At 57.6% G+C, this 19,198-nt stretch carries 21 protein-coding genes; 8 read left to right on the forward strand and 13 right to left on the reverse strand.

Annotation, left to right across the window (positions count from 1 at the left end; genetic code table 11):
- The first annotated feature begins 39 nt into the window (after positions 1–39).
- From pheS to lpxB, 3 genes are read left to right on the forward strand one after another with little or no spacing between them, the layout of a single operon-like run.
- Positions 40–1,110 (forward strand): phenylalanine--tRNA ligase subunit alpha, encoded by a 1,071-nt coding sequence (pheS, locus tag J4P41_RS06055; protein WP_010501933.1) that lies wholly within the window; start codon positions 40–42, stop codon positions 1,108–1,110.
- 1 nt (position 1,111) lies between these two features.
- On the forward strand, positions 1,112–3,580 hold the full coding sequence (gene pheT / locus J4P41_RS06060) for a phenylalanine--tRNA ligase subunit beta (protein WP_426066423.1): 2,469 nt from the start codon (positions 1,112–1,114) through the stop codon (positions 3,578–3,580).
- Positions 3,577–4,842, forward strand: coding sequence for a lipid-A-disaccharide synthase (gene lpxB, locus J4P41_RS06065; RefSeq protein ID WP_426066424.1), 1,266 nt, complete (start codon positions 3,577–3,579; stop codon positions 4,840–4,842). Before pheT ends, lpxB begins: the two co-directional genes overlap by 4 nt.
- Here lpxB and trpS read toward each other — a convergent pair.
- Genes trpS through J4P41_RS06080 form a run of 3 tightly spaced genes read right to left on the reverse strand, consistent with a single transcriptional unit; the run spans position 4,832 to position 6,792 of the window.
- A complete protein-coding gene (trpS, locus tag J4P41_RS06070) occupies positions 4,832–5,821 on the reverse strand; it encodes a tryptophan--tRNA ligase (protein ID WP_426066425.1) in 990 nt (329 codons plus the stop codon). The two genes, lpxB and trpS, sit on opposite strands and share 11 nt — an antisense overlap.
- Positions 5,822–5,860: 39 nt before the next feature.
- Positions 5,861–6,310: a c-type cytochrome gene (locus J4P41_RS06075; RefSeq protein WP_426066426.1), complete on the reverse strand. Its 450-nt coding sequence runs from the start codon at positions 6,308–6,310 to the stop codon at positions 5,861–5,863.
- Positions 6,307–6,792: a c-type cytochrome gene (locus J4P41_RS06080; protein WP_061928882.1), complete on the reverse strand. Its 486-nt coding sequence runs from the start codon at positions 6,790–6,792 to the stop codon at positions 6,307–6,309. The genes J4P41_RS06075 and J4P41_RS06080 overlap by 4 nt, the downstream gene beginning before the upstream one ends.
- A gap of 96 nt (positions 6,793–6,888) precedes the next feature.
- On the opposite strand from J4P41_RS06080, the gene J4P41_RS06085 reads away from it, so the two are divergent.
- On the forward strand, positions 6,889–7,431 hold the full coding sequence (locus tag J4P41_RS06085) for a thymidine kinase (protein ID WP_010501924.1): 543 nt from the start codon (positions 6,889–6,891) through the stop codon (positions 7,429–7,431).
- Positions 7,432–7,458: 27 nt separating this feature from the next.
- On the opposite strand, the gene J4P41_RS06090 is transcribed toward J4P41_RS06085, so the two are convergent.
- The 3 genes from J4P41_RS06090 to rlmN all read right to left on the reverse strand — a co-directional run bounded on the left by J4P41_RS06090 (position 7,459) and on the right by rlmN (position 10,487).
- The gene (locus J4P41_RS06090; RefSeq protein ID WP_034880451.1) at positions 7,459–7,947 is read right to left on the reverse strand and encodes an FKBP-type peptidyl-prolyl cis-trans isomerase; all 489 of its coding nucleotides are present in this window, start codon (positions 7,945–7,947) and stop codon (positions 7,459–7,461) included.
- A gap of 23 nt (positions 7,948–7,970) precedes the next feature.
- The gene (locus J4P41_RS06095; RefSeq protein ID WP_007282854.1) at positions 7,971–9,203 is read right to left on the reverse strand and encodes an argininosuccinate synthase; all 1,233 of its coding nucleotides are present in this window, start codon (positions 9,201–9,203) and stop codon (positions 7,971–7,973) included.
- Positions 9,204–9,275: 72 nt separating this feature from the next.
- A complete protein-coding gene (gene rlmN, locus J4P41_RS06100) occupies positions 9,276–10,487 on the reverse strand; it encodes a 23S rRNA (adenine(2503)-C(2))-methyltransferase RlmN (RefSeq protein ID WP_061928879.1) in 1,212 nt (403 codons plus the stop codon).
- A 127-nt stretch (positions 10,488–10,614) separates the two neighbouring features.
- Here rlmN and J4P41_RS06105 point away from each other — a divergent pair, with 127 nt between their 5' ends.
- Together J4P41_RS06105 and J4P41_RS06110 are read left to right on the forward strand one after the other, a co-directional pair.
- Positions 10,615–11,082, forward strand: coding sequence for a DUF1348 family protein (locus tag J4P41_RS06105; RefSeq protein WP_426066427.1), 468 nt, complete (start codon positions 10,615–10,617; stop codon positions 11,080–11,082).
- A complete protein-coding gene (locus tag J4P41_RS06110; protein ID WP_426066428.1) occupies positions 11,079–11,654 on the forward strand; it encodes a TetR/AcrR family transcriptional regulator in 576 nt (191 codons plus the stop codon). The genes J4P41_RS06105 and J4P41_RS06110 overlap by 4 nt, the downstream gene beginning before the upstream one ends.
- On the opposite strand, the gene J4P41_RS06115 is transcribed toward J4P41_RS06110, so the two are convergent.
- From J4P41_RS06115 to J4P41_RS06135, 5 genes are all read right to left on the reverse strand, one after another.
- Positions 11,614–12,369: a TlyA family RNA methyltransferase gene (locus J4P41_RS06115; protein WP_426066429.1), complete on the reverse strand. Its 756-nt coding sequence runs from the start codon at positions 12,367–12,369 to the stop codon at positions 11,614–11,616. The two genes, J4P41_RS06110 and J4P41_RS06115, sit on opposite strands and share 41 nt — an antisense overlap.
- Positions 12,370–12,372: 3 nt before the next feature.
- Positions 12,373–14,355 carry a 1-deoxy-D-xylulose-5-phosphate synthase gene (gene dxs, locus J4P41_RS06120; protein ID WP_023942944.1) on the reverse strand — a complete coding sequence of 661 codons (1,983 nt, stop codon included), beginning with the start codon at positions 14,353–14,355 and terminating at the stop codon, positions 12,373–12,375.
- Between the two features lie 4 nt (positions 14,356–14,359).
- Positions 14,360–15,265: a polyprenyl synthetase family protein gene (locus J4P41_RS06125; RefSeq protein ID WP_062023744.1), complete on the reverse strand. Its 906-nt coding sequence runs from the start codon at positions 15,263–15,265 to the stop codon at positions 14,360–14,362.
- A complete protein-coding gene (locus tag J4P41_RS06130; RefSeq protein WP_426066430.1) occupies positions 15,262–15,513 on the reverse strand; it encodes an exodeoxyribonuclease VII small subunit in 252 nt (83 codons plus the stop codon). The genes J4P41_RS06125 and J4P41_RS06130 overlap by 4 nt, the downstream gene beginning before the upstream one ends.
- Positions 15,514–15,610: 97 nt before the next feature.
- The gene (locus tag J4P41_RS06135; protein WP_062023746.1) at positions 15,611–15,865 is read right to left on the reverse strand and encodes a sulfurtransferase TusA family protein; all 255 of its coding nucleotides are present in this window, start codon (positions 15,863–15,865) and stop codon (positions 15,611–15,613) included.
- A 137-nt stretch (positions 15,866–16,002) separates the two neighbouring features.
- On the opposite strand from J4P41_RS06135, the gene J4P41_RS06140 reads away from it, so the two are divergent.
- A complete protein-coding gene (locus J4P41_RS06140; RefSeq protein ID WP_023942942.1) occupies positions 16,003–16,347 on the forward strand; it encodes a hypothetical protein in 345 nt (114 codons plus the stop codon).
- A gap of 12 nt (positions 16,348–16,359) precedes the next feature.
- Positions 16,360–16,839 (forward strand): hypothetical protein, encoded by a 480-nt coding sequence (locus tag J4P41_RS06145; protein WP_426066431.1) that lies wholly within the window; start codon positions 16,360–16,362, stop codon positions 16,837–16,839.
- Positions 16,840–16,970: 131 nt separating this feature from the next.
- Here the strand turns inward: J4P41_RS06145 and J4P41_RS06150 are convergent, their stop codons facing one another.
- Complete coding sequence (locus tag J4P41_RS06150) at positions 16,971–17,753, reverse strand: hypothetical protein (RefSeq protein ID WP_426066432.1); 783 nt, start codon at positions 17,751–17,753, stop codon at positions 16,971–16,973.
- A gap of 51 nt (positions 17,754–17,804) precedes the next feature.
- Positions 17,805–19,136: an NCS2 family permease gene (locus J4P41_RS06155; protein WP_211568558.1), complete on the reverse strand. Its 1,332-nt coding sequence runs from the start codon at positions 19,134–19,136 to the stop codon at positions 17,805–17,807.
- Positions 19,137–19,198: the final 62 nt, after the last annotated feature.

Consider the following 19,198-nt stretch of genomic DNA (forward strand, 5'->3'; position numbering starts at 1 on the left):
GCGGCCCGTTTTGTATTTGTACTGTAAGCGATGGGCGGTATGGCTGACGATCTCGACACGCTGAAGAATGACACTCTTGCTGCGCTGGGCGCTGCTCAGGATCGCGCGCAATGGGATGCCATTCGCGTTGGAACACTGGGGAAGTCTGGTGCCCTGACCGGGCTGCTCAAACAGCTTGGAAAACTTGATCCCGAAGAGCGCAAGCTGCGCGGACAGGCTTTGAATCGCCTGCGGGACGACCTAACCAAAGCGATTGAGGAGCGTGGTCGTGAGATCGAGGAGCAGGCTCTTGAAGCGCGCCTGAAGTCCGAACGGGTGGATGTGACGATGCCTGCGCCGTCGGTTGCGACGGGCGCTATTCATCCGATCAGCCGTACCATTGAAGAAATGACGGCCATTTTTGGAGCGATGGGCTTTTCGGTTGCTGAAGGACCGGATGTCGAGAGCCAGTGGCACAATTTCTCTGCGCTTAACACGCCAGACCATCATCCAGCCCGTACCGAGCACGACACGTTCTACCTGCCGCCGAAGTCAGGAACCAATGAGCCGCGTGTTCTGCGAACGCAGACATCCGGCGTTCAGATCCGGACGATGCTGGGTCAGAAGCCGCCCATCCGTATTATCGCTCCTGGCCGCACCTATCGTGCAGATCATGATGCCACCCATTCGCCAATGTTCCATCAGTGCGAAGGTCTGGTCATTGATCGCAATATTACGCTCGGGCACCTGAAAGGCTGCCTGATCGAGTTCCTGCGTGTCTATTTCGACAAGCCCAATCTGCCAGTGCGTTTCCGCGCGTCTTACTTTCCCTTCACTGAGCCTTCCATGGAAGTGGATATCGGCTGGTCCAAGGCGACCGGTGAAATCGGTGGCGGTTCTGACTGGTTGGAAGTTCTCGGGTCCGGCATGGTCCATCCACGCGTGCTGGCCAACTGTGGCCTTGATCCAGCCGAGTGGCAGGGTTTTGCGTTTGGTATGGGCGTCGAGCGTCTGGCCATGCTCAAGAATGGTATTCCGGATCTACGCTCTTTCTATGAGAGCGATCTGCGCTGGCTGCGTCACTACGGATTTTCGGCTTTCTCTCCCGCCACGCTGACGGAGGGCGTGTGACATGAAGTTCTCTCTTTCATGGCTGCGTGAACACCTTGATTTTACGGCTTCTTGTGAAGAGATCTGTGCGCGTCTGAACGGCATTGGTCTTGAAGTCGAAGGTGTGGAAAATCCAGCCGAGAAGCTCGCTGGCTTTCGGACCGCCAAAATTCTGGAAGCACATCGCCATCCGGATGCGGACCGTCTTCAGCTTTGCCGCGTGGCAGCTGGGGCAGGCTATGAAGACCTTCAGGTCGTTTGCGGCGCACCGAATGCACGCGCTGGCCTTCATGTGATTTTTGCACCTCCGGGCACTTATGTCCCGGGGCTCGATATCACCATCAAGAAGGGCAAGATCCGTGGTGAGGAAAGCGGCGGCATGCTGTGCTCCCTGCGCGAACTGGGTCTCGGTGAGGAAAGCAATGGCATTGCCGAGTTGCCGGAAACAGCCCCGATCGGTGAGGCATATGCAACGTATGCCGAGCTTGATGACCCGGTCATTGAAATTGCGATTACGCCAAACCGTGGCGATGCTCTGAGCATTCGCGGCATTGCGCGTGATCTTGCTGCGGCAGGGATTGGCCACCTTAAGCCGTGGTTAACGGAAGCCGTTGAAGGGGATTTCGAGTCTCCGATTACGTGGAAGACGGAAAATCCGGGCTGTCCCTATATCGTGGGGCGCGTCATTCGAGGCGTGAAGAATGGTCCCAGCCCAGAGTGGCTTCAGCGCCGACTGAAGGCTGTTGGTCTCAAGCCGATTTCCAGGCTGGTTGACGTCACGAATTACTTTACATTCGACCTCGGCCGTCCGCTGCATGTTTTTGATGTTGCAAAACTTTCTGGCACTACTCTGACCGTTACCCATGCCGCACGCGAGACGTTTACGGCACTGGACGGCAACGAATACGTCCTTGGTACGGATGATATGGTCATCGTCGATGATGCCGGGGTGCAGTCTCTTGCAGGCATTATGGGTGGTCAGCAGAGCGGGGTGGATGAGAGCACAACAGATGTGTTTGTTGAGTCCGCTCTGTTCGATGCCGTTCGTATCGCCCTGACAGGTCGACGTCTGGCCATTCATACCGATGCGCGTCAGCGTTTCGAACGTGGTATTGATCCGGCGCTGGTGCGGAGTGGCCTTGAAGCCGCCACCATTATGATCAGGGATCTCTGTGGTGGTGAGCCAAGCGAGATCACGGAATCTGGTGAGGTGCCAAACTGGAAGCGGACGGCGACGCTCCGTTTCGAGCGTCTGGCAACACTGGGTGGCGTACAGATTCCGGCTTATGACGCTGTTCGCTCCCTGGAGCATCTCGGCTTCGAAGTTGTCGAGCGTGACGATGAGCGCGCGACATTCGCGGTTCCGTCCTGGAGGAATGACGTCGCGTCTGGACAGGTTCTGGCTCAGGCCGCAACACTGGACGAAGACGTTGCCGCCAAGGCTGCAGCCAGCGTGTCGCGCATGGAAGCGGAATGCGACCTTGTGGAAGAAGTGCTGCGCCTTTACGGGCTGGACGCGGTTCCTCCTGTCGCGCTTCCACAAACGGCTATGATTCCGGCTCCTGCCGTAACGCCTCTACAGGCGCGGACTGCACTCCTGCGCCGGATCTGTGCAGCGCGCGGCATGATGGAAACAGTTGGCTTCTCATTTGTCGCCAATGAAGATGCGGTCCTTTTCGGGGATGTGCCTGAGACGCAGCGTCTGTTGAACCCGATTGCAACTGATCTGGATCAGCTGCGTCCAACGCCACTCGTCAATCTGGCGCGCGCTTTGGGGCGTAATCTGGCTCGCGGGCTGGGCCTCTCGGGGGAAGGATCGCTCTTCGAAATCGGGCCGTGCTTCGACTTTGAGGGGCAGCATCTGCGTCTTGCCGGTTTGCGTGGTGGTTTGACGGCGCGTGAACCGGGTCGTGCAGCACAGGAAGCAACGCTTTGGGATGCCAAGGCCGATCTGACGGCGGCTCTGAGCGCGCTTGGTGTGCCGGAAGCCTCGCTGTCCGTAACGGCAGACGCCCCCGGCTTCTACCATCCGGGTCGTTCTGGTCAGGTGCGTCAGGGGCCGAAGCTCGTTCTCGGAACTTTCGGTGAGCTTCATCCTCGCGTGGCGCGTGCCCTCGGACTGAGTGGAACGGTTGTAGCGTTTGAACTGTATCTGGATCGTATTCCGCAGCCGAAGGCTAAGAAGAAGTCCGCGCCTGTTCTGTCAGCACTTCAGCCAGTTCGTCGTGACTTCGCATTCCTTGCCGGACCGGATGTCGAGGCACAGGGTGTTTTGAAGGCTGTTCGCATGGCGGATCGGAACCTTATTCAGGATGTGCGTCTCTTTGACGTTTTCGAAGGTGGGAGCCTGCCGGAAGGGTATCGTTCGCTCGGTGTGGAGGTTGTTCTTCAGCCGCAGACCGAGAGTCTGACCGAGGCTGGCCTTGAAGCGCTTTCCAAATCGGTAGAAGGTGCAGTTCTCAAGGCAACAGGGGCCACGCTGCGTCGATGAATTCTCTTGCAGACTCCGGATCAGGCGATCAGTCGATGAACAGGTCTTTCAAGTCGGGGGCGCCTGTTCCCCAGCATGGGCGTGTGATCTGGATTCTGGCAGGAGAAGCCAGCGGAGACGTGATCGGTGCACGCCTCATGCTGGCGCTGCATGCACAGGACCCGAGTCTGGTGTTTGCCGGGGTTGGCGGTGGCCGGATGGAAGCTTTGGGGCTGCATAGTCTGTTTCCCATGAGCGATCTGGCCGTCATGGGGCTGGTTGAGGTCCTTCCAAAGGTGAAGCATCTCAGGCAGCGTCTTCTTGAGGCTGTGCAGGATATTGAACTGCGCAAGCCTGACCTTGTTGTGACGATCGACAGTCCGGGCTTCGCACTTCGGCTGCTTCAGAAAATCGAAAACTCGGGGATCAAGCGCGTTCATTACGTTGCCCCTCAAGTCTGGGCCTGGCGTGAAAAGCGCGTAAAGGAGTTTCCGGGTCTTTGGGACAGGCTTCTGTGCCTTCTCCCGTTTGAGCCGGAATGGTTTGCACAGCGGGGGCTGGAAGCGCGTTTTGTCGGGCATCCGGTCCTTCAGTCGGGTGTAAGACAGGGAAACGCCGCTCGTTTTCGCTGTCGGCATAATATTCCGGAAAATGCGCCTGTTCTGATCCTGATGCCGGGAAGCCGGCGCTCTGAGGTTCCGAAACTGCTGCCCGTTTTCCGCAAAATGCTGGATATTCTTCGCAAGACACATCCCGATATCTGCCCGGTTATTCCAGTCGCACCTGTCATTGCACCAACGGTGCGAAACCTGATCCGGAAATGGCCAGTTCAGCCCCATATCGTGACGGACATTCATGACAAGCATGATGCGTTCGCGGCGGCTCAGGGAGCTTTGACGAAATCGGGGACGTCCACGCTTGAACTGGCTATGGGGAACGTTCCCATGGTGGTCACGTATCGCGTCAATCCTGTGACAGCGATGATGGCACGTCGGATGATTAAGGTGCCGTATGTCGCCATGGTCAATCTGCTGGCTGGCCGGGAAGTGGTCCCTGAAATGCTTCAGGAAAACTGTACGCCTGAGAAGTTGGCCGCGACGATTGGCAAGCTACTGGACGATCCTGCGGCGGCTGATAAGCAGCGTATCGCGTTTGCGGAAGTGCTTGAAAAACTCTCGCCACCCGTGGGAACGCCAGCAGATGCAGCGGCGTCCGAAATCATGGACCTACTGGATGAGCCGGTTTCCCGCTCACCCAGGCAGGCCAAAGTTTTTAGCGAATAAAGCCGACCAGACGCTCGGCTTCCTGAACGATTGGCTCGGAGATTTCGCGCGCGCGATCAGCGCCCGCGCGCAGGACGGAGATGATATGATCTTCGTTCTGCATCAGGCGTGCGGTCTCGGTGGCCACGGGACCAATTTTCTCCACCAGCAGATCTGCCAGAGCACTCTTGAACGGTCCAAAACCCTCGCCACCGAAGCGCGCCAGAACGTCAGACATCGTTTCTCCTGACATTGCGGCGTAAATCGCCACCAGATTGCGTGCTTCTGCACGGTCGCCAAGTCCTTCAACTTCACTCGGCAGAGCTTCGGAATCTGTCTTGGCACGGCGGATCTTCAGAGCAATTTCATCCGGCGTATCGGTCAGGACAATCCGGCTCTGCTCAGATGGGTCTGACTTGGACATTTTCTTCGTACCATCGCGCAGGCTCATGACGCGGGCTGCTGCCGGTGGAATGAATGCCTCGATTTGCGGGAAGAAGTCCGTGCCCATGTCATGGTTGAACTTCTGGGCGATGTCATTGGCCAGTTCGATATGCTGCTTCTGGTCATCGCCAACGGGCACGCGGGTGGCATGGAACGCCAGAATGTCAGCGGCCATCAGGTTTGGATAAACATACAAACCAGCAGAATGGTTTTCCCGGTTCTTGCCTGCCTTGTCCTTGAACTGGGTCATACGGTTCAGCCAGCCAAGGCGGGAGACGCAGTTGAAAATCCAGCCGAGACGGGCATGGGCGCTGACGGCAGACTGGTTGTAGAGGCGCGTCGGCTCAATGCCTGTTGCCAGAAGGCACGCGGCGGAACCGAGGGTCTGCTTCCGGAGGTCTTCCGGAGTCCAGGGCATCGTGAGGGAATGCATGTCCACGAGGCAGAAAACGCAGTCATGGTCTGCCTGCATGGCGGCCCAGTTGCGGATGGCGCCCAGGTAGTTACCCAGATGAGGAATACCGGTCGGCTGAATGCCGGAAAATACACGCTGCATGATGAACTCAGTCTTCAGCTTTGGGGAAAATCAATGTCCTCATGGAAGCGGGTGCTTCTGATTGAGGATCTGGCGTTCTTGATAACTTGTTGCGGGGTCGCCCGGTTGGGCGCGAACGCTGGCGACCTCGGCTGCCGTAAGGGCTGGTGTGGGTTTGCTCTGACCCCGGACGATCAGCCAGTTCAGGACGTCGGCGATCTGCTGATCATTGAGGCGATCACGGTAAGCGGGCATGGAATAGTCATAACGATACCCCTGCGTGTCAAAACGGCCGCGAAGTCCGTTCAAAAGAACCGTCGCAAGGTAATGGTGGCCTTCCGGCGTCTGGGCAATGACGTCCAGCCGACCAACCAAGGGCGGCGTTTCGCCCGGCATGCCGCTGCCACCATGATGGCAAATTCCGCAGTTTGGGCCGTAAACGGCTTGTCCAGCCGGCTTCTTTCCACAAGAGGTCAGAGCAAGGCAGAGAGGAAGAGCGATCCGTTTCATGGCAGAGGCGTCTGCTGTTCCAGTTTCTGGCGTTCGAGCAGAACTTCTTCGGGAGAAAGCGGATGTTTGCGCTCTTCAGCGATTTCTGCGGCTGTAAAGGTCGGGCCACCGGAGGACATTTCCTGACTGGCCACAAATGTCAGGATCCGTGCGATTTCATCGTCAGGAAGTCGGTGAAATGACGGCATAGAGCTGTTGTAGGATGCGCCGCCTGCGGTAATGGGGCCATCAAGACCATTCAACAGCACATGAATGATGTAGCGGTGGCCTTCTGGCGTCAGTGCGATATGGCCGACCCGACCAAAGATCGGAGCGACGGCCCGGACCTGTCCATGTCCACCGTGATGGCAGATGCTGCATTCATTCGAATATTCGCGAGGCGCCTGTTCACGATTTTCCCAAGCATGACCGACGACAAATGCAATCGCCAGAAAAATGGCGATAAACAGGGGAAGCCGGATTGCGGGGTCTAATCTGATCACGGACTGTTTGTCGCATTTTCAGACCGCATTCAGCAAGGGCGGGTCTTGGCAAATCCGTCCCGATAGGGCTCATGGGCGCTATCGAAGGGAGAAAGCATGAGCAGCAAGGGACGTCTGGTACTGTATGTGGGGCCAATGTTTGCAGGAAAATCCTCGCATCTGATCAAGGCTGCGGCTGCGCATGAGCGTGTTCTTGCTCTCAAGCCGGGATTCGATACGCGGGATGGCGCCGAACTGGTGAGCCGGGACGGATCACATTTTGCTGCCCAATCCGTGCGTCAGTGGCCCTCACAGGCGGACGAATACGATCATATCGTGCTGGACGAAGTGCAGTTCATGGTTGCCCCGCATTATGAAGGCGACATTGTTGCGGAATTGCAGGCAGCGAAACTGCGTGGGGCAATAGTGACCGTTGGCGGGCTGGATAGTGATTATCGACAGCAGCCGTTCGAAATCGTTTCAAAACTGATGCAGTTTGCCGATGATATCATTCATCTTGAGGCCCGGTGCCATACCTGCAACGATCCTGCACGCTGGACGGCCAAGACGCATGAAACAGGGCGTCTTCTAGAGACGGGCGATCAGGAACTTTATGAAGCGCGGTGCAATGCACACTGGTGCCTTCCAGAAAAGCCGTGAGGCTTCTCTGGAAGGGTAGGGCAGTTTTTACTGCTGCCCGTTGTTGACGCCCAGAAGCTGGATCTTGAAGATCAGCGGGCTGTTCGGCGGAATGATGCCCATGGAGCGCTTGCCATAACCCAGCTTGGCGGGAAGGTAGAGCATCCACTCGTCCCCGACATGCATCATGGGCAGCGCTTCAAGCCAGCCTTCAACCAGACCATCCAGCGGCATTTCCATGTAAGCGCCGTTACCATGCTGGTCGGAGCTGTCAAAAATGCCCCCATCCGGCAGACGGCCTTCATAGATCACCATCATGGTGGAGCCACGATGCGGGCTTTCCCCGTCCTTTGGTCCTGATTTCAGAACCTTGTAAGACAGCCCGTCGGGGAGGGTCTTGACGCCCGGTTCTGCCCGCACTTTCGCCATGAACTGCTCAGGCGTCAGTTCAGGTGCATCTTCCTTGTGTCCGGCACACCCCGCAAGGAGTGCGCCACAAAGGGTCAGGGCTGATGTAAGGCGAAACAGGCTGGTCATGGTCCCCCGCAACTGGTTATGGATCAGAGTGCGCCACCGCGACGGCCAATCTGGCCACCGAGACGCAGGCGCAGTGCGTTGAGCTTGATGAAACCCTGCGCATCCTGCTGATTATACGCGCCTTCGTCGTCCTCGAATGTCACAACGCGGGTATCGTACAGGCTGTTCGGGCTCTCGCGACCGACGCAAACGACGTTGCCCTTGTAGAGTTTCATGCGGACGCGACCGTTGACGGAATGCTGACTGGCATCGATCAGAGCCTGAAGCATGCGGCGCTCAGGCGAGAACCAGAAGCCGTTATAGATCAGCTCGGCATAGCGCGGCATGATGCTGTCCTTGAGATGGGCAGCTTCGCGGTCCAGCGTGATGCTCTCGATAGAGCGGTGAGCGGCCAGAAGGATCGTGCCACCCGGCGTTTCGTAGATGCCGCGGGACTTCATGCCCACAAAGCGGTTCTCCACGATGTCCAGACGGCCAATGCCGTTCTCACGGCCGAGCTCGTTCAGGCGTGTCAGCAGTGTTGCCGGGCTCATTGCAACGCCATTGATGGCAACCGGGTCACCGTTGACGAAATCGATGCTGATTTCCGTCGCCTTGTCCGGCGCGGCTTCCGGGGAGATGGTGCGCTGGAAGACGATTTCGTCAGGGGCCACAGCCGGGTCTTCGAGCAGTTTGCCTTCGGACGAGGAGTGCAGAAGGTTGGCATCAACGGAGAACGGGGCTTCGCCGCGCTTGTCCTTCGTGACGGGGATCTGGTTTTCTTCTGCAAACTCAAGCAGCTTCGTCCGGGATGTCAGCTCCCATTCGCGCCATGGGGAAATGACCTTCACATCCGGCTTCAGGGCATAATAGCCGAGCTCGAAACGGACCTGATCGTTGCCCTTGCCGGTTGCGCCGTGAGCCACAGCATCAGCGCCAACAGCTTCGGCGATTTCGATCTGGCGCTTGGCGATCAGCGGGCGGGCGATGGACGTGCCGAGCAGGTACTGGCCTTCATAAACCGTGTTCGCACGGAACATCGGGAAGACGTAGTCCTTGACGAAGGTCTCGCGCAGATCTTCGACGAAAATTTCCTTCACGCCGAACATCTCGGCCTTTTTGCGGGCTGGCTCCAGCTCTTCGCCCTGACCAAGATCGGCCGTAAAGGTCACGACCTCGCAGTTATAGGTCTTCTGGAGCCATCGGAGGATGACCGAAGTGTCCAGCCCGCCGGAATAGGCGAGAACGACTTTCTTGACGTCCTGATGGGCGCTCATAACTGCGTGGTCCTTATGGTTTTCGTTCGGAAGGCGTTTCTAGCATCCCGCGTTCGTGAGGGAAACCGGGCGTCAGGCGGTTTTGCGCTGACGCTCGCTTTCGGTCTTGAGCTGCCCGCAGGCCGCGAGAATATCCTGTCCACGCGGGGTGCGGATCGGAGAGGCAAAGCCAGCATCCATCACGATTTTCGCAAACTTTGCGAGTTGCTCTCGTGTGGACGGTTTGAAGTCTGAACCAGGCCATGGGTTGAACGGGATCAGGTTGACCTTCGCTGGCATATCCTTGATCAGGCGGACCAGTTCGCGGGCATCGGCTTCGCTGTCATTGACGCCACGCAGCATGATGTATTCGAACGTGATACGACGGGAATTCGATGCTGCGGGATAACGCCTGCAGGCCGCCATCAATTCCTCGATCGGATATTTGCGGTTCAGCGGGACGATCTGATCGCGTAGATCGTTCGTGACGGCGTGGAGGGAGATGGCAAGATTGATGCCGAGTTCATCGCCGCAGCGGTCCATCATCGGGACGACACCGGATGTGGACAGCGTGATGCGGCGGCGCGACAGAGCAATGCCTTCACCATCCATGATGATGCGCATGGCCTTGGCCACGTTGTCATAATTATAGAGCGGCTCACCCATTCCCATCAAAACGATGGTGGACAGGAAGCGCGGCATGTCTGCGCTCGGGCTTGGCCATTCCTTGTAGCTGTCCCGTGCTGCCATGAACTGGCCGACGATTTCTGCCGGTCCCAGATTGCGGACGAGCTTCTGGGTTCCGGTATGACAGAATGTGCAGGAGAGGGTGCAGCCGACCTGCGAAGAAATGCAAACGGCCCCGCGGTCTTCCTTGCGGTCCGGAATATAGACCGTCTCGGCTTCCTGTCCGTCGCGGAAGCGGAAAAGGAATTTGCGGGTGGCATCGACGGATGTCTGTTCCGTCGTTGTCGTGGGACGGCCGACGATGAAGTGTTCTGCTAGTTTGGCCTGAAGCGGCTTGGCAATGGTGCTCATTTTTGAAAAATCAGTCGCGCCCTGGTGGTAGATCCAGTGCCAGATCTGCTTTGCCCGGAATGGCTTTTCGCCAATTTCGGTCATCAGGGTGGCAAGTTCCTCACGCGACATGCCAACCAGATCGCGGCGGCCATCTTCCAGCCGTGCTTCCGGCGGAGCAAAGAGGGCGGATTTCGCGCGGATACGCTCTCGCTCTGCCTCGTTCAGATCATCTGAAGCGACGGAGTTGATGCGCGGGCGGGTATCTGGGTGTGTCAGGACGGTCATGGCGGCGGACCCATAGCACGGAGAGAGCGCGGATTTCCAAAGGAAAGTGAGTCTTGATGCAATGGGATGGACTCTTTGTACCGAACGGTACAAATTGGGCTTATCCTTTTAATCAGGAAACTTCACTATGAACGTCAGACCACCCTTGCCACCGTTCACGCGTGAAACGGCCATACAGAAAGTTCGTGCTGCAGAAGATGCATGGAATGGTCAGTGCCCGGAGCGGGTAGCTCTGGCCTACTCGCAGGATAGCCGTTGGCGAAATCGGGATGAATTTCTCGCTGGTCGGGCGGAAATTACGGCATTTCTCGCCCGGAAGTGGGAGCAGGAACTCGAGTACCGTCTGATTAAGGAGCTTTGGGCATTTGATGGAAACAGGATTGCGGTACGGTTCGCTTATGAATGGCGCGATCAGAGTGGTCAGTGGTGGCGTTCTTATGGAAACGAAAACTGGCGCTTCAATGATGCCGGGCTGATGGATGAACGGCATGCCAGTATCAATGACGTTCGGATTGGAGAGGCAGAGCGTTTATTCCGTTGGGAAGAATCGGTGCGGCCTGATTTTCATCCAGGGCTGAGTGAGGTGGGTCTGTGACGACTTCTTCCCGTCGGGACCGTGATCCAGTTCTTCAGGCAATTGCTGAGGTCTTCCGGCGTCATGGATATGAGGGGACTTCTCTTAGTCGTTTGACCACCGCAACCGGGCTGGGAAAGGGGAGCCTTTATAACCTTTTCCCGCATGGGAAAGAGCAGATGACCGCCGAAGTTCTGGCTCATATCCAGCGATGGTTTGAGACAGAAATTTTTGTGCCGCTTAAAGTGACTGAAAACCCGTCGGCGGGAATTGAGAGTATGTTTCGGAGTGCGGAACAGTATTTCCAGTCAGGTCAGAGAATTTGCCTGATGGGCCTTATGGCATTGGATGGGGACACGCCGTTCGGGACACAGATTCAGGCTTATTTTTCCGACTGGCAGACCGCTCTGGCCTCAGCGATTTACAAATCTGGAAAGCCTCAGGAGGAAGCCACTGATCTTGCAGAAGAGATTGTCAGTGGGATTCAGGGTGCTCTGGTTCTGGCACACGCGCAATCCGATGCAGGAATTTTCCTGCGCCGGATGCAGTCATTCAGGCGTCGGCTGGGGGTTCCGTGCGGCGGGCTGCAATAAGAAATTCCCGATTGCCTTCGGGGCCAGTAATCGGGCTGGCTTCGATTCCAAGGACTTCCCAGCCGGGGAGTGAGGCAAACCAGTCCCGGATTTCGGCGCAGACACGGTCATGGACAGCCGGATCTCGCACCACACCTTTGGCGCCCACTTCGCCGCGACCAGCCTCGAACTGAGGCTTGATCAGTGCAATGGCCCATGCGTCAGGCGTTGTAAGAGCCAGAGCGGCGGGAAGGACTGTCTTGAGGCCGATGAAACTTGCGTCACAGACGACAATGCCAGCCAGTTCTGGGATTTGCTCCGCCGTGAGGGCGCGGGCATTCGTCTTTTCCATGACGACGACCCGCTCGTCGGAGCGGATTTTCCATGAAAGCTGGCCGTGCCCTACGTCGACGGCATAGACCTTGCTGGCGCCATGGGTCAGCAGAACATCTGTAAAGCCGCCTGTGGAGGCACCGACATCAATGGCGATACGGCCTTTCGGGTCCAGCCCAAAATGCTCGATGCCATGAATGAGCTTCAGGCCACCGCGGGACACCCAGGGATGATCCTGCCCTTTGAGGGATAACGGAGCATCCTCGGGAATCTGGTCACCAGCCTTCGCGATGCGCCTGTCCCCATTATAGGCCAGACCCGCCATGATGAGGGCCTGGGCGCGGGTCCGGCTTTCGACCAGTCCCCGATCAACGAGGAGCTGGTCTGCGCGGCGTTTGGCCATGGATCAGGCGGACTGCTGGGCGACTTCAACGCCCAGCGCTGCAGCAGCAGTGCGCACAATGTGCGGAGCCGTCAGGCCGGCTTCGTCGTACTGAACGTCCGGGTTGTTATGGTCGATGTATTTGTCTGGCAGTGCCATCGGACGGAACTTCACCGTATCCAGCTTGCCGGTTTCAGCAAGATGCTGAACGACCAGGCTGCTGAAGCCGCCGATAGCACCTTCTTCCAGCGTGATCAGTACGTCATGCTGTGCGACCAGGTCATCCACCAGCTTGGTGTCGATTGGCTTGGCGAAGCGTGCATCCGCGACCGTTACCGCGACGCCCTGTGCGGCAAGCTGATCTGCTGCGCGAAGGGATTCGTGCAGACGGGTACCCAGCGACAGAATGGCGACACCAGAACGTGTGCCCGGAGCCTGACGAGACTCGCGAACGATACGACCCTTACCGATTTCCAGAACTTCTCCCTTTTCAGGCAGGTCCAGACCAATGCCGCTGCCACGCGGGTAACGGAAAGCGATCGGGCCAGCATCGTATTCGCAGGCCGTGGCGGTCGCATGGAGCAGTTCGATTTCGTCAGATGGTGCCATGACGACCATGTTCGGCAGACAGCACAGGTAGTTCAGGTCGAAAGAACCGGCATGCGTTGCACCGTCAGCGCCAACGAGACCTGCACGGTCGATCGCAAAGCGGACCGGCAGGTTCTGCAGGGCGACGTCATGGACGACCTGATCGTAGGCGCGCTGAAGGAAGGTGGAGTAGATAGCGCAGAACGGACGCAGACCTTCGGAGGCGATACCGGCGGCAAAAGTGACGGCGTGCTGCTCTGCGATACCGACGTCGAAGAAACGGTCAGGATAGGCTTTTGCGAACGCTGTCAGGCCGGTGCCGGACGGCATGGCGGCCGTAACGGTAACGAGCTTGTCGTCGGTCTTGGCGCGACGCATCAGTTCGCGGCTGAAAACAGACGTATAGCTTGGTGGACCGGCCGGAGCCTTCTTCTGCTCGCCCGTCACAACATTGAACTTGCTGACGGCATGGTACTTGTCGCCTGCAGCTTCGGCAGGCTTATAGCCACGACCCTTTTCCGTGATGATGTGGAGCAGGATCGGCCCCTGATCGTCCGCATCACGGAGGTTGCGCAGGATGGGAACAAGCTGGCTCATGTCATGGCCATCCACCGGGCCGACATAATAGAAACCAAGTTCTTCAAAGAGCGTGCCGCCAGTGATCATGCCACGGGCATATTCTTCGGCGCGCTTGGCTGTGCGCTCGATCTTGCCGGGCAGGCGCTTGGCGACCTTGCCAGCCAGATCCCGCAGGCCGAAGAACTGGCGTGAGGACATCAGGCGCGACAGGTAGTTCGACATTGAACCGACCGGGGGGGCGATCGACATTTCGTTGTCGTTCAGCACCACGATCAGGCGGTTGGCGCCTGGGCCTGCAACGGCGGCGTTGTTCATGGCTTCGTAAGCCATGCCAGCGGAAATGGAACCGTCACCGATGACCGCAATCACGTTGCGTTCGTGGTAGCTCGGATCTTTTTCGGCGTGGAGATGATGCGCCACAGCCATGCCGAGACCGGCGGAAATGGATGTGGAGGAATGTGCTGCACCGAACGGGTCGTATTCACTTTCCGCGCGACGGGTGAAACCGGACAGGCCTTCTGGCTGACGCAACGTACGGATGCGATCACGACGGCCCGTCAGGATTTTGTGCGGATACGCCTGATGGCCAACATCCCAGATGATCCGGTCATCAGGCGTGTTGAACACAGCGTGCAGCGCGACGGTCAGTTCGACGACGCCAAGCGACGCACCAAGATGGCCGCCGGTCGTGGAAACGGCGTCAACCGTTTCTGAGCGCAGTTCGTCAGCAAGCTGCTTGAGCTGATCGACGGAAAGATTCCGCATGTCTGATGGCAGCGTTACGCGGTCCAGAACCGGATAGCGGCCGTAAGTAGGAATCGTAGAAGACGGGTTGCTCATGAAATCAGTTCCTGCGCTCGACGACGTAGTCTGCAAGGGCCCTGAGGGCTGCGGCCTGTGCGCCGAAAGATGAAAGGGCCTCCCGGGCCTGATCGCTCAGGCGGCGGGCCTCGGCGCGGGCTCCGTCAATGCCGAGCAGGGAGACATAGGTTGATTTTCCGCTGGCTTCATCCTTGCCAGCAGTCTTGCCAAGTTCCTCGGCGCTTGCGGTCGTGTCCAGAACATCGTCAGCGACCTGAAAAGCCGTTCCAAGATCACGACCATAAGCGACGATGGCGTCCCGGCGTTCATCGCTCACGCCAGCCAGAATGGCGCCAGATTCCGCAGCGTAGCGGATCAGGGCGCCTGTCTTCAGAGCATGCAGGCGACGGACGTCGTTCAGCGGCAGGGCACGGCCTTCACCGCGAATATCCACGACCTGACCACCGACCATGCCAGCCGCGCCGGAAGCACGGGCCAGAGCCAGGGCCAGATTGGCGCGGATTGTGGCATCCGGGCTGGTTTCAGGTTCAACGAGGATTTCGAACGCGCGTGTCTGGAGGGCATCGCCCGCGAGAATGGCAATCGCTTCGTCAAACTGGCGGTGCGTTGAGGGCTGTCCGCGGCGCAGATCATCGTCATCCATGGAAGGGAGATCGTCATGCACCAGCGAGTAGGCGTGCAGCATCTCGACGGACGCCGCAACGCGCAGTGCGGCCTGACGATCCGCCCCAAACAGGGAAGCAACTTCTACGGCCAGAAAGCCACGCAGACGCTTACCGCCGCCGAGGGAGGCGTAGCGCATGGCTTCGAGAAGAACGGATTCGTCACCCGGGACCATTGGGAGCAGAGCGTCGATTGTCGCTTCAATATCCGTGCAGGCGTGGGCGAGAGCCTCCTTGAGGGAGGTGGACGTGGTGGTGGCACTCATCGGCCGGTCTCTCCGGTATCGGCAAGAGGCTCCGTGCCTGTGCTGCCGTCATCGTTCTGCACGATGGCACGCACACGCATTTCGGCCTCTCCCAGCTTTGTATCGCAGTGTTTGCGCAGGGCAGCACCGCGCTCATAGGCTGAAATGGCGTCTTCAAGCTTCATCTGTCCGCCCTCAAGGCCACGGACGATCCGCTCCAGCTCGGAGAGAGCCTCTTCGAAAGACATGGCATCAATAGGTTCGGGCATGGAAAGCCTCAGGACATGTTTTGGAAACAAGGTAGCGAGGGATTACAGCCAGATGACAGCTTTTGCCAGCCCTGTGCATGGGAACGGGGGAGTTTCCTCAGGAGGGTTGCGTTTCTGCACGCCTGCGGATGACGAAGGACAGGACGCCTGCGCTTTCGGTAAAGGCGACGAGGGCATGTCCTGTTTCACGGCAGTAAGACTGGAAATCTGCCACCGAGGCGCGATCTGTCGCCAGAATGCGAAGGCGTGCGCCGGGCGTCATGTCGCGGAGCGCACGGTTCGCCTTGAGAACAGGCATGGGGCAGGCGAGACCGCGCAGGTCCAGCAGGGTCTCCGTCGGAGGTAATGTCATGGTGTCCGTTATGCCTCGGCATGGATCGCGGGCCAAGAGATCGTTTTTCCGTTGCTGGAATGTGAGGATTTTTCTATATTTGTGGCTTAATGCCACAAAGCGTCCTTCGGGGCGCTTTTTCTGTTTTTGGAGAATGTATGGAAAAGCAGGTGTGCGAGAGCCCATCGGTTTCTGAGGGAAATGAGCGCCGCGCCTATACGTTGCGGGTTCTGGAAGACCGGGTTCTGCGGTTGGAAACCGTGGCTGGAGGATTGTCTGATCGGTATGAGCAACTGCGGACAGAAATGCGTCAGGAAATCAGTTCTCTTCGTAACCAGATGAAATCTCTTGAGACCAAGATGGATGACGGTAACAGGATTGTGAATGGAAAATTGGACCGTCTGATCGGTGGACGTGCGGTTCTGACGGCTCTTGTGACATTGGCGACATCTATTCTTGGCACAGGGATGGTGCATTTTGCCCTGTCCCTGAGTACGCATTGAGGGGGCGGCATCATGACTGGACTTGATGTTGGTCAACTCAAGCATTGTGTCGTTGAGCCCACACTGACGGGTCTTGGACTCGGGGGCGCGGCGGCTGTTAACCTCCTGACTGGAACGGCGCTTGCAGAAAGTCGGGGCATGTATCTGAAGCAGGTCGGCGGAGGCCCCGCGCTTGGACTGTGGCAGATGGAACCCGCAACACATGACGACTGCTGGAACAACTTTCTCCGTTTCCCAGTGGGAAAACGCCTTGGTGGTCTTCTGGAGGAGATGTTGGCGCCCGATCTGCCCCGTAGCGCCCAGATGGTCACAAACCTGCGATATGCCTGCGCGATGGCCCGTATTCGTTTTTATCGCGTGAAGGAGGCTTTGCCGGGTGCGAACGACCCTTATGCGCTCAGTCGCTATCACAAGGTGCATTATAATACAGCTTTGGGCGCGGCTGACCCTGGCGCGAATGCCGTCTATTTCAAGGCGGCATTGCAGGCATAGAAGAATGAGCGATGCCGGGGACTTGTATGCATCACGCTCCCGACACCGCAGACTTGACCTTAAACCGCCTTATTATGACGGAATAGTGGCGTCGCTGACGCGGAAGAGTTTTATTTGATTGGTTTTTATAATTATTTGACGAGTGGCAATATCCGGTTTGCAGGATTCCCACAAAAGGTTGCCGGGCCAGTATGGGAAAGCATCAGACCACGGTGAATCCAGACTGTTCCGCCAATGTCGATCCATCTGCGACAAAAGGCATAATCTTCGGAAAGATAGGTTCGGGTCTCTGGCTCGATCATACAATCGAAGAGAGCGAAGGCGTCTGTTGGTTCATGGGTAAATGGGCTGTGGTCTCCGCTCTGTTGAGCATCAATCCGTCTATAGCGGCTCTCTGGATAGGCAGCGGTCATGCGTTGAATGGTTGCGCGGGTTAATAAAAGGAAGCCTGTTCCAACATAAGAGACCTGCGCCACATCTGAAGGTGTCTTTTCTTCATAAAGAGCCGCACAATCTCCAACATAGCGGAGGCTGGCAGTTTCGGGGGGTTCGCCCGACGCGAGAAAACGCTCTGTATTCTTGTCCCAGTAATGGGATTTGAGGGGATATACGCCCCCGATAACAGTCTTGTCAGCGGCAAGGAGGGCCTGAATATCCGAAAATGAAAAACCGATATCGCTGTCGATAAAAAGCAAATGGCTTGCATCCGTCATGGTGATGAACTGATGCAGAAGCGTATTTCTGGCTCTGGTAATCAGCGCATCGCTTCCCAGCGTTGACAGCGTCAGGCGGATATTCTGGGAGGCGGCTTCCGCCATGCAACCGATGACGGACTGCATGTAAGACTGGGTAACAGATCCGCCGAAGCAGGGTGTCGCGATAAAAATATGGGGGCTGGCACTCATGCTGTGCATGTTGGGCCTGCCCCTCTTAACAAAGACTTAAATTGAGAGCGATTAAAGTCCTTAGCTGCCCATATGGCTTTGAAGAATCATGTAGAGAAGAAATGCGGCATCAAGGCCAAGAACGATCGGTGTTAGACGTTTGAAGTCCCGCAGGGCGAGCGCCAGTCCGGTATAAAGGAGCAGACCACAGGACAGGCTGAGCATGAAATTGCCGGTCACGCCTGCGATGAGCAGCATTGTCAAAGGTGGAATGGCATCGGAGGGATTGTCTGCAACGCGATGCAGGCTTCCGAGCATGTTCAGCCCCACGAGAACCAGAACAGGCGCTGTTGCGATTGCTGGAATGGCAGTAATCAGTGGCCAGAAAACGGACGATACAGCGAACAGAAGCGCCACAACCAGTGCGCTCAGCCCTGTACGGCCACCAGCTTCCACGCCAGCCAGACTTTCCACATATGCCGAAACCGTACAGGTCCCGAGGCTGGCACCAATGATGCTGGCAGCACCATCCGAGGCAAAAGCGCGATGATCGAGCGCTGGCTTCTCCGGTGTTCCATCCAGTCCCGCACGGTGAGCCACGCTCATCATAGTGGCCGTTGCATCAAAAAAATCGCTGATGAGGAAGTAAAGCGTGATGGGGATGAGCAGGCCGAGATGGGAAAAAAAACCGGCAAAATCAAAGGGCAGGAAGAGGTTGGTTGGATAATGTGGCCAGTCCACAGCATGGGCAGGCAGAGTTGTGATCGTACCCTTGTCCGTATGGATGAAAAGGCCCGCAACCGTCAGGGTTGAAATGGCAAGAAGCAGCCCGGCTGGAACACGCAGGACGACCAGAACCGCACAGAGAAGCACGCCGGCCATGCTGAGCAAGACTGATGGATCGCTCAGGGAACCGAAGGTCAGACCCTGCGCGGTAGGTACCGCGATACCGCCGGTCGTTAGGCCAATACGGGCAATGAAGGCGCCAAGTGCGACCTGGATGCCCAGAACGATTGAGGGCGGAAAACCACGGATGATGCGCTGTCTGATTTGGCTGAGAGAGAGCGCTGTGAAGCAGAGGCCGCTGAACAAGACGACAGTAAAGGCTGTGCGTGGACTGACATGTGCCTGCTGAACCACAACCTGTGCAAACAGCACGTTGCTGCTCATGGCAGGAGCCAGCGCAATGGGGAGTCGTGCCCAGAGCGCCATCAGCAATGTGCCCGCGACCGCGCCGGCGATGGTCGTCATGACCATATCGTGCCGGTCCAGCCCCGCCGCAGACAGGATGGAAGGATTGACCGCGACGATATAGGCCATGGCCCCGAAGACGGTCAGGCCAGCGACGATCTCACGGGGTACGGTGGAGCCGCGGGCGGAAATATGAAACCAGCGGTCGAGTGTGGACAGCAAAGATCAGGCACTCCGGCGGGAATGAACATTGTGCTCAGCTATAGTGAAAAATGCTCATTCCG

It is taken from the genome of Gluconobacter sp. NFX36, from assembly GCF_049887835.1.
In the GTDB taxonomy this organism is placed as follows: Bacteria; Pseudomonadota; Alphaproteobacteria; order Acetobacterales; family Acetobacteraceae; genus Gluconobacter; species Gluconobacter japonicus_A.

Bases quoted from the DNA above. Each gene is read 5' to 3' on its own strand.
- pheS (WP_010501933.1), top strand. From the start codon at position 40: ATGGCTGACGATCTCGACACGCTGAAGAATGACACTCTTGCTGCGCTG.
- pheT (WP_426066423.1), top strand. From the start codon at position 1,112: ATGAAGTTCTCTCTTTCATGGCTGCGTGAACACCTTGATTTTACGGCT.
- lpxB (WP_426066424.1), top strand. From the start codon at position 3,577: ATGAATTCTCTTGCAGACTCCGGATCAGGCGATCAGTCGATGAACAGG.
- trpS (WP_426066425.1), bottom strand. From the start codon at position 5,821: ATGCAGCGTGTATTTTCCGGCATTCAGCCGACCGGTATTCCTCATCTG.
- J4P41_RS06075 (WP_426066426.1), bottom strand. From the start codon at position 6,310: ATGAAACGGATCGCTCTTCCTCTCTGCCTTGCTCTGACCTCTTGTGGA.
- J4P41_RS06085 (WP_010501924.1), top strand. From the start codon at position 6,889: ATGAGCAGCAAGGGACGTCTGGTACTGTATGTGGGGCCAATGTTTGCA.
- J4P41_RS06090 (WP_034880451.1), bottom strand. From the start codon at position 7,947: ATGACCAGCCTGTTTCGCCTTACATCAGCCCTGACCCTTTGTGGCGCA.
- J4P41_RS06095 (WP_007282854.1), bottom strand. From the start codon at position 9,203: ATGAGCGCCCATCAGGACGTCAAGAAAGTCGTTCTCGCCTATTCCGGC.
- rlmN (WP_061928879.1), bottom strand. From the start codon at position 10,487: ATGACCGTCCTGACACACCCAGATACCCGCCCGCGCATCAACTCCGTC.
- J4P41_RS06105 (WP_426066427.1), top strand. From the start codon at position 10,615: ATGAACGTCAGACCACCCTTGCCACCGTTCACGCGTGAAACGGCCATA.
- J4P41_RS06115 (WP_426066429.1), bottom strand. From the start codon at position 12,369: ATGGCCAAACGCCGCGCAGACCAGCTCCTCGTTGATCGGGGACTGGTC.
- dxs (WP_023942944.1), bottom strand. From the start codon at position 14,355: ATGAGCAACCCGTCTTCTACGATTCCTACTTACGGCCGCTATCCGGTT.
- J4P41_RS06125 (WP_062023744.1), bottom strand. From the start codon at position 15,265: ATGAGTGCCACCACCACGTCCACCTCCCTCAAGGAGGCTCTCGCCCAC.
- J4P41_RS06130 (WP_426066430.1), bottom strand. From the start codon at position 15,513: ATGCCCGAACCTATTGATGCCATGTCTTTCGAAGAGGCTCTCTCCGAG.
- J4P41_RS06135 (WP_062023746.1), bottom strand. From the start codon at position 15,865: ATGACATTACCTCCGACGGAGACCCTGCTGGACCTGCGCGGTCTCGCC.
- J4P41_RS06140 (WP_023942942.1), top strand. From the start codon at position 16,003: ATGGAAAAGCAGGTGTGCGAGAGCCCATCGGTTTCTGAGGGAAATGAG.
- J4P41_RS06145 (WP_426066431.1), top strand. From the start codon at position 16,360: ATGACTGGACTTGATGTTGGTCAACTCAAGCATTGTGTCGTTGAGCCC.
- J4P41_RS06150 (WP_426066432.1), bottom strand. From the start codon at position 17,753: ATGCACAGCATGAGTGCCAGCCCCCATATTTTTATCGCGACACCCTGC.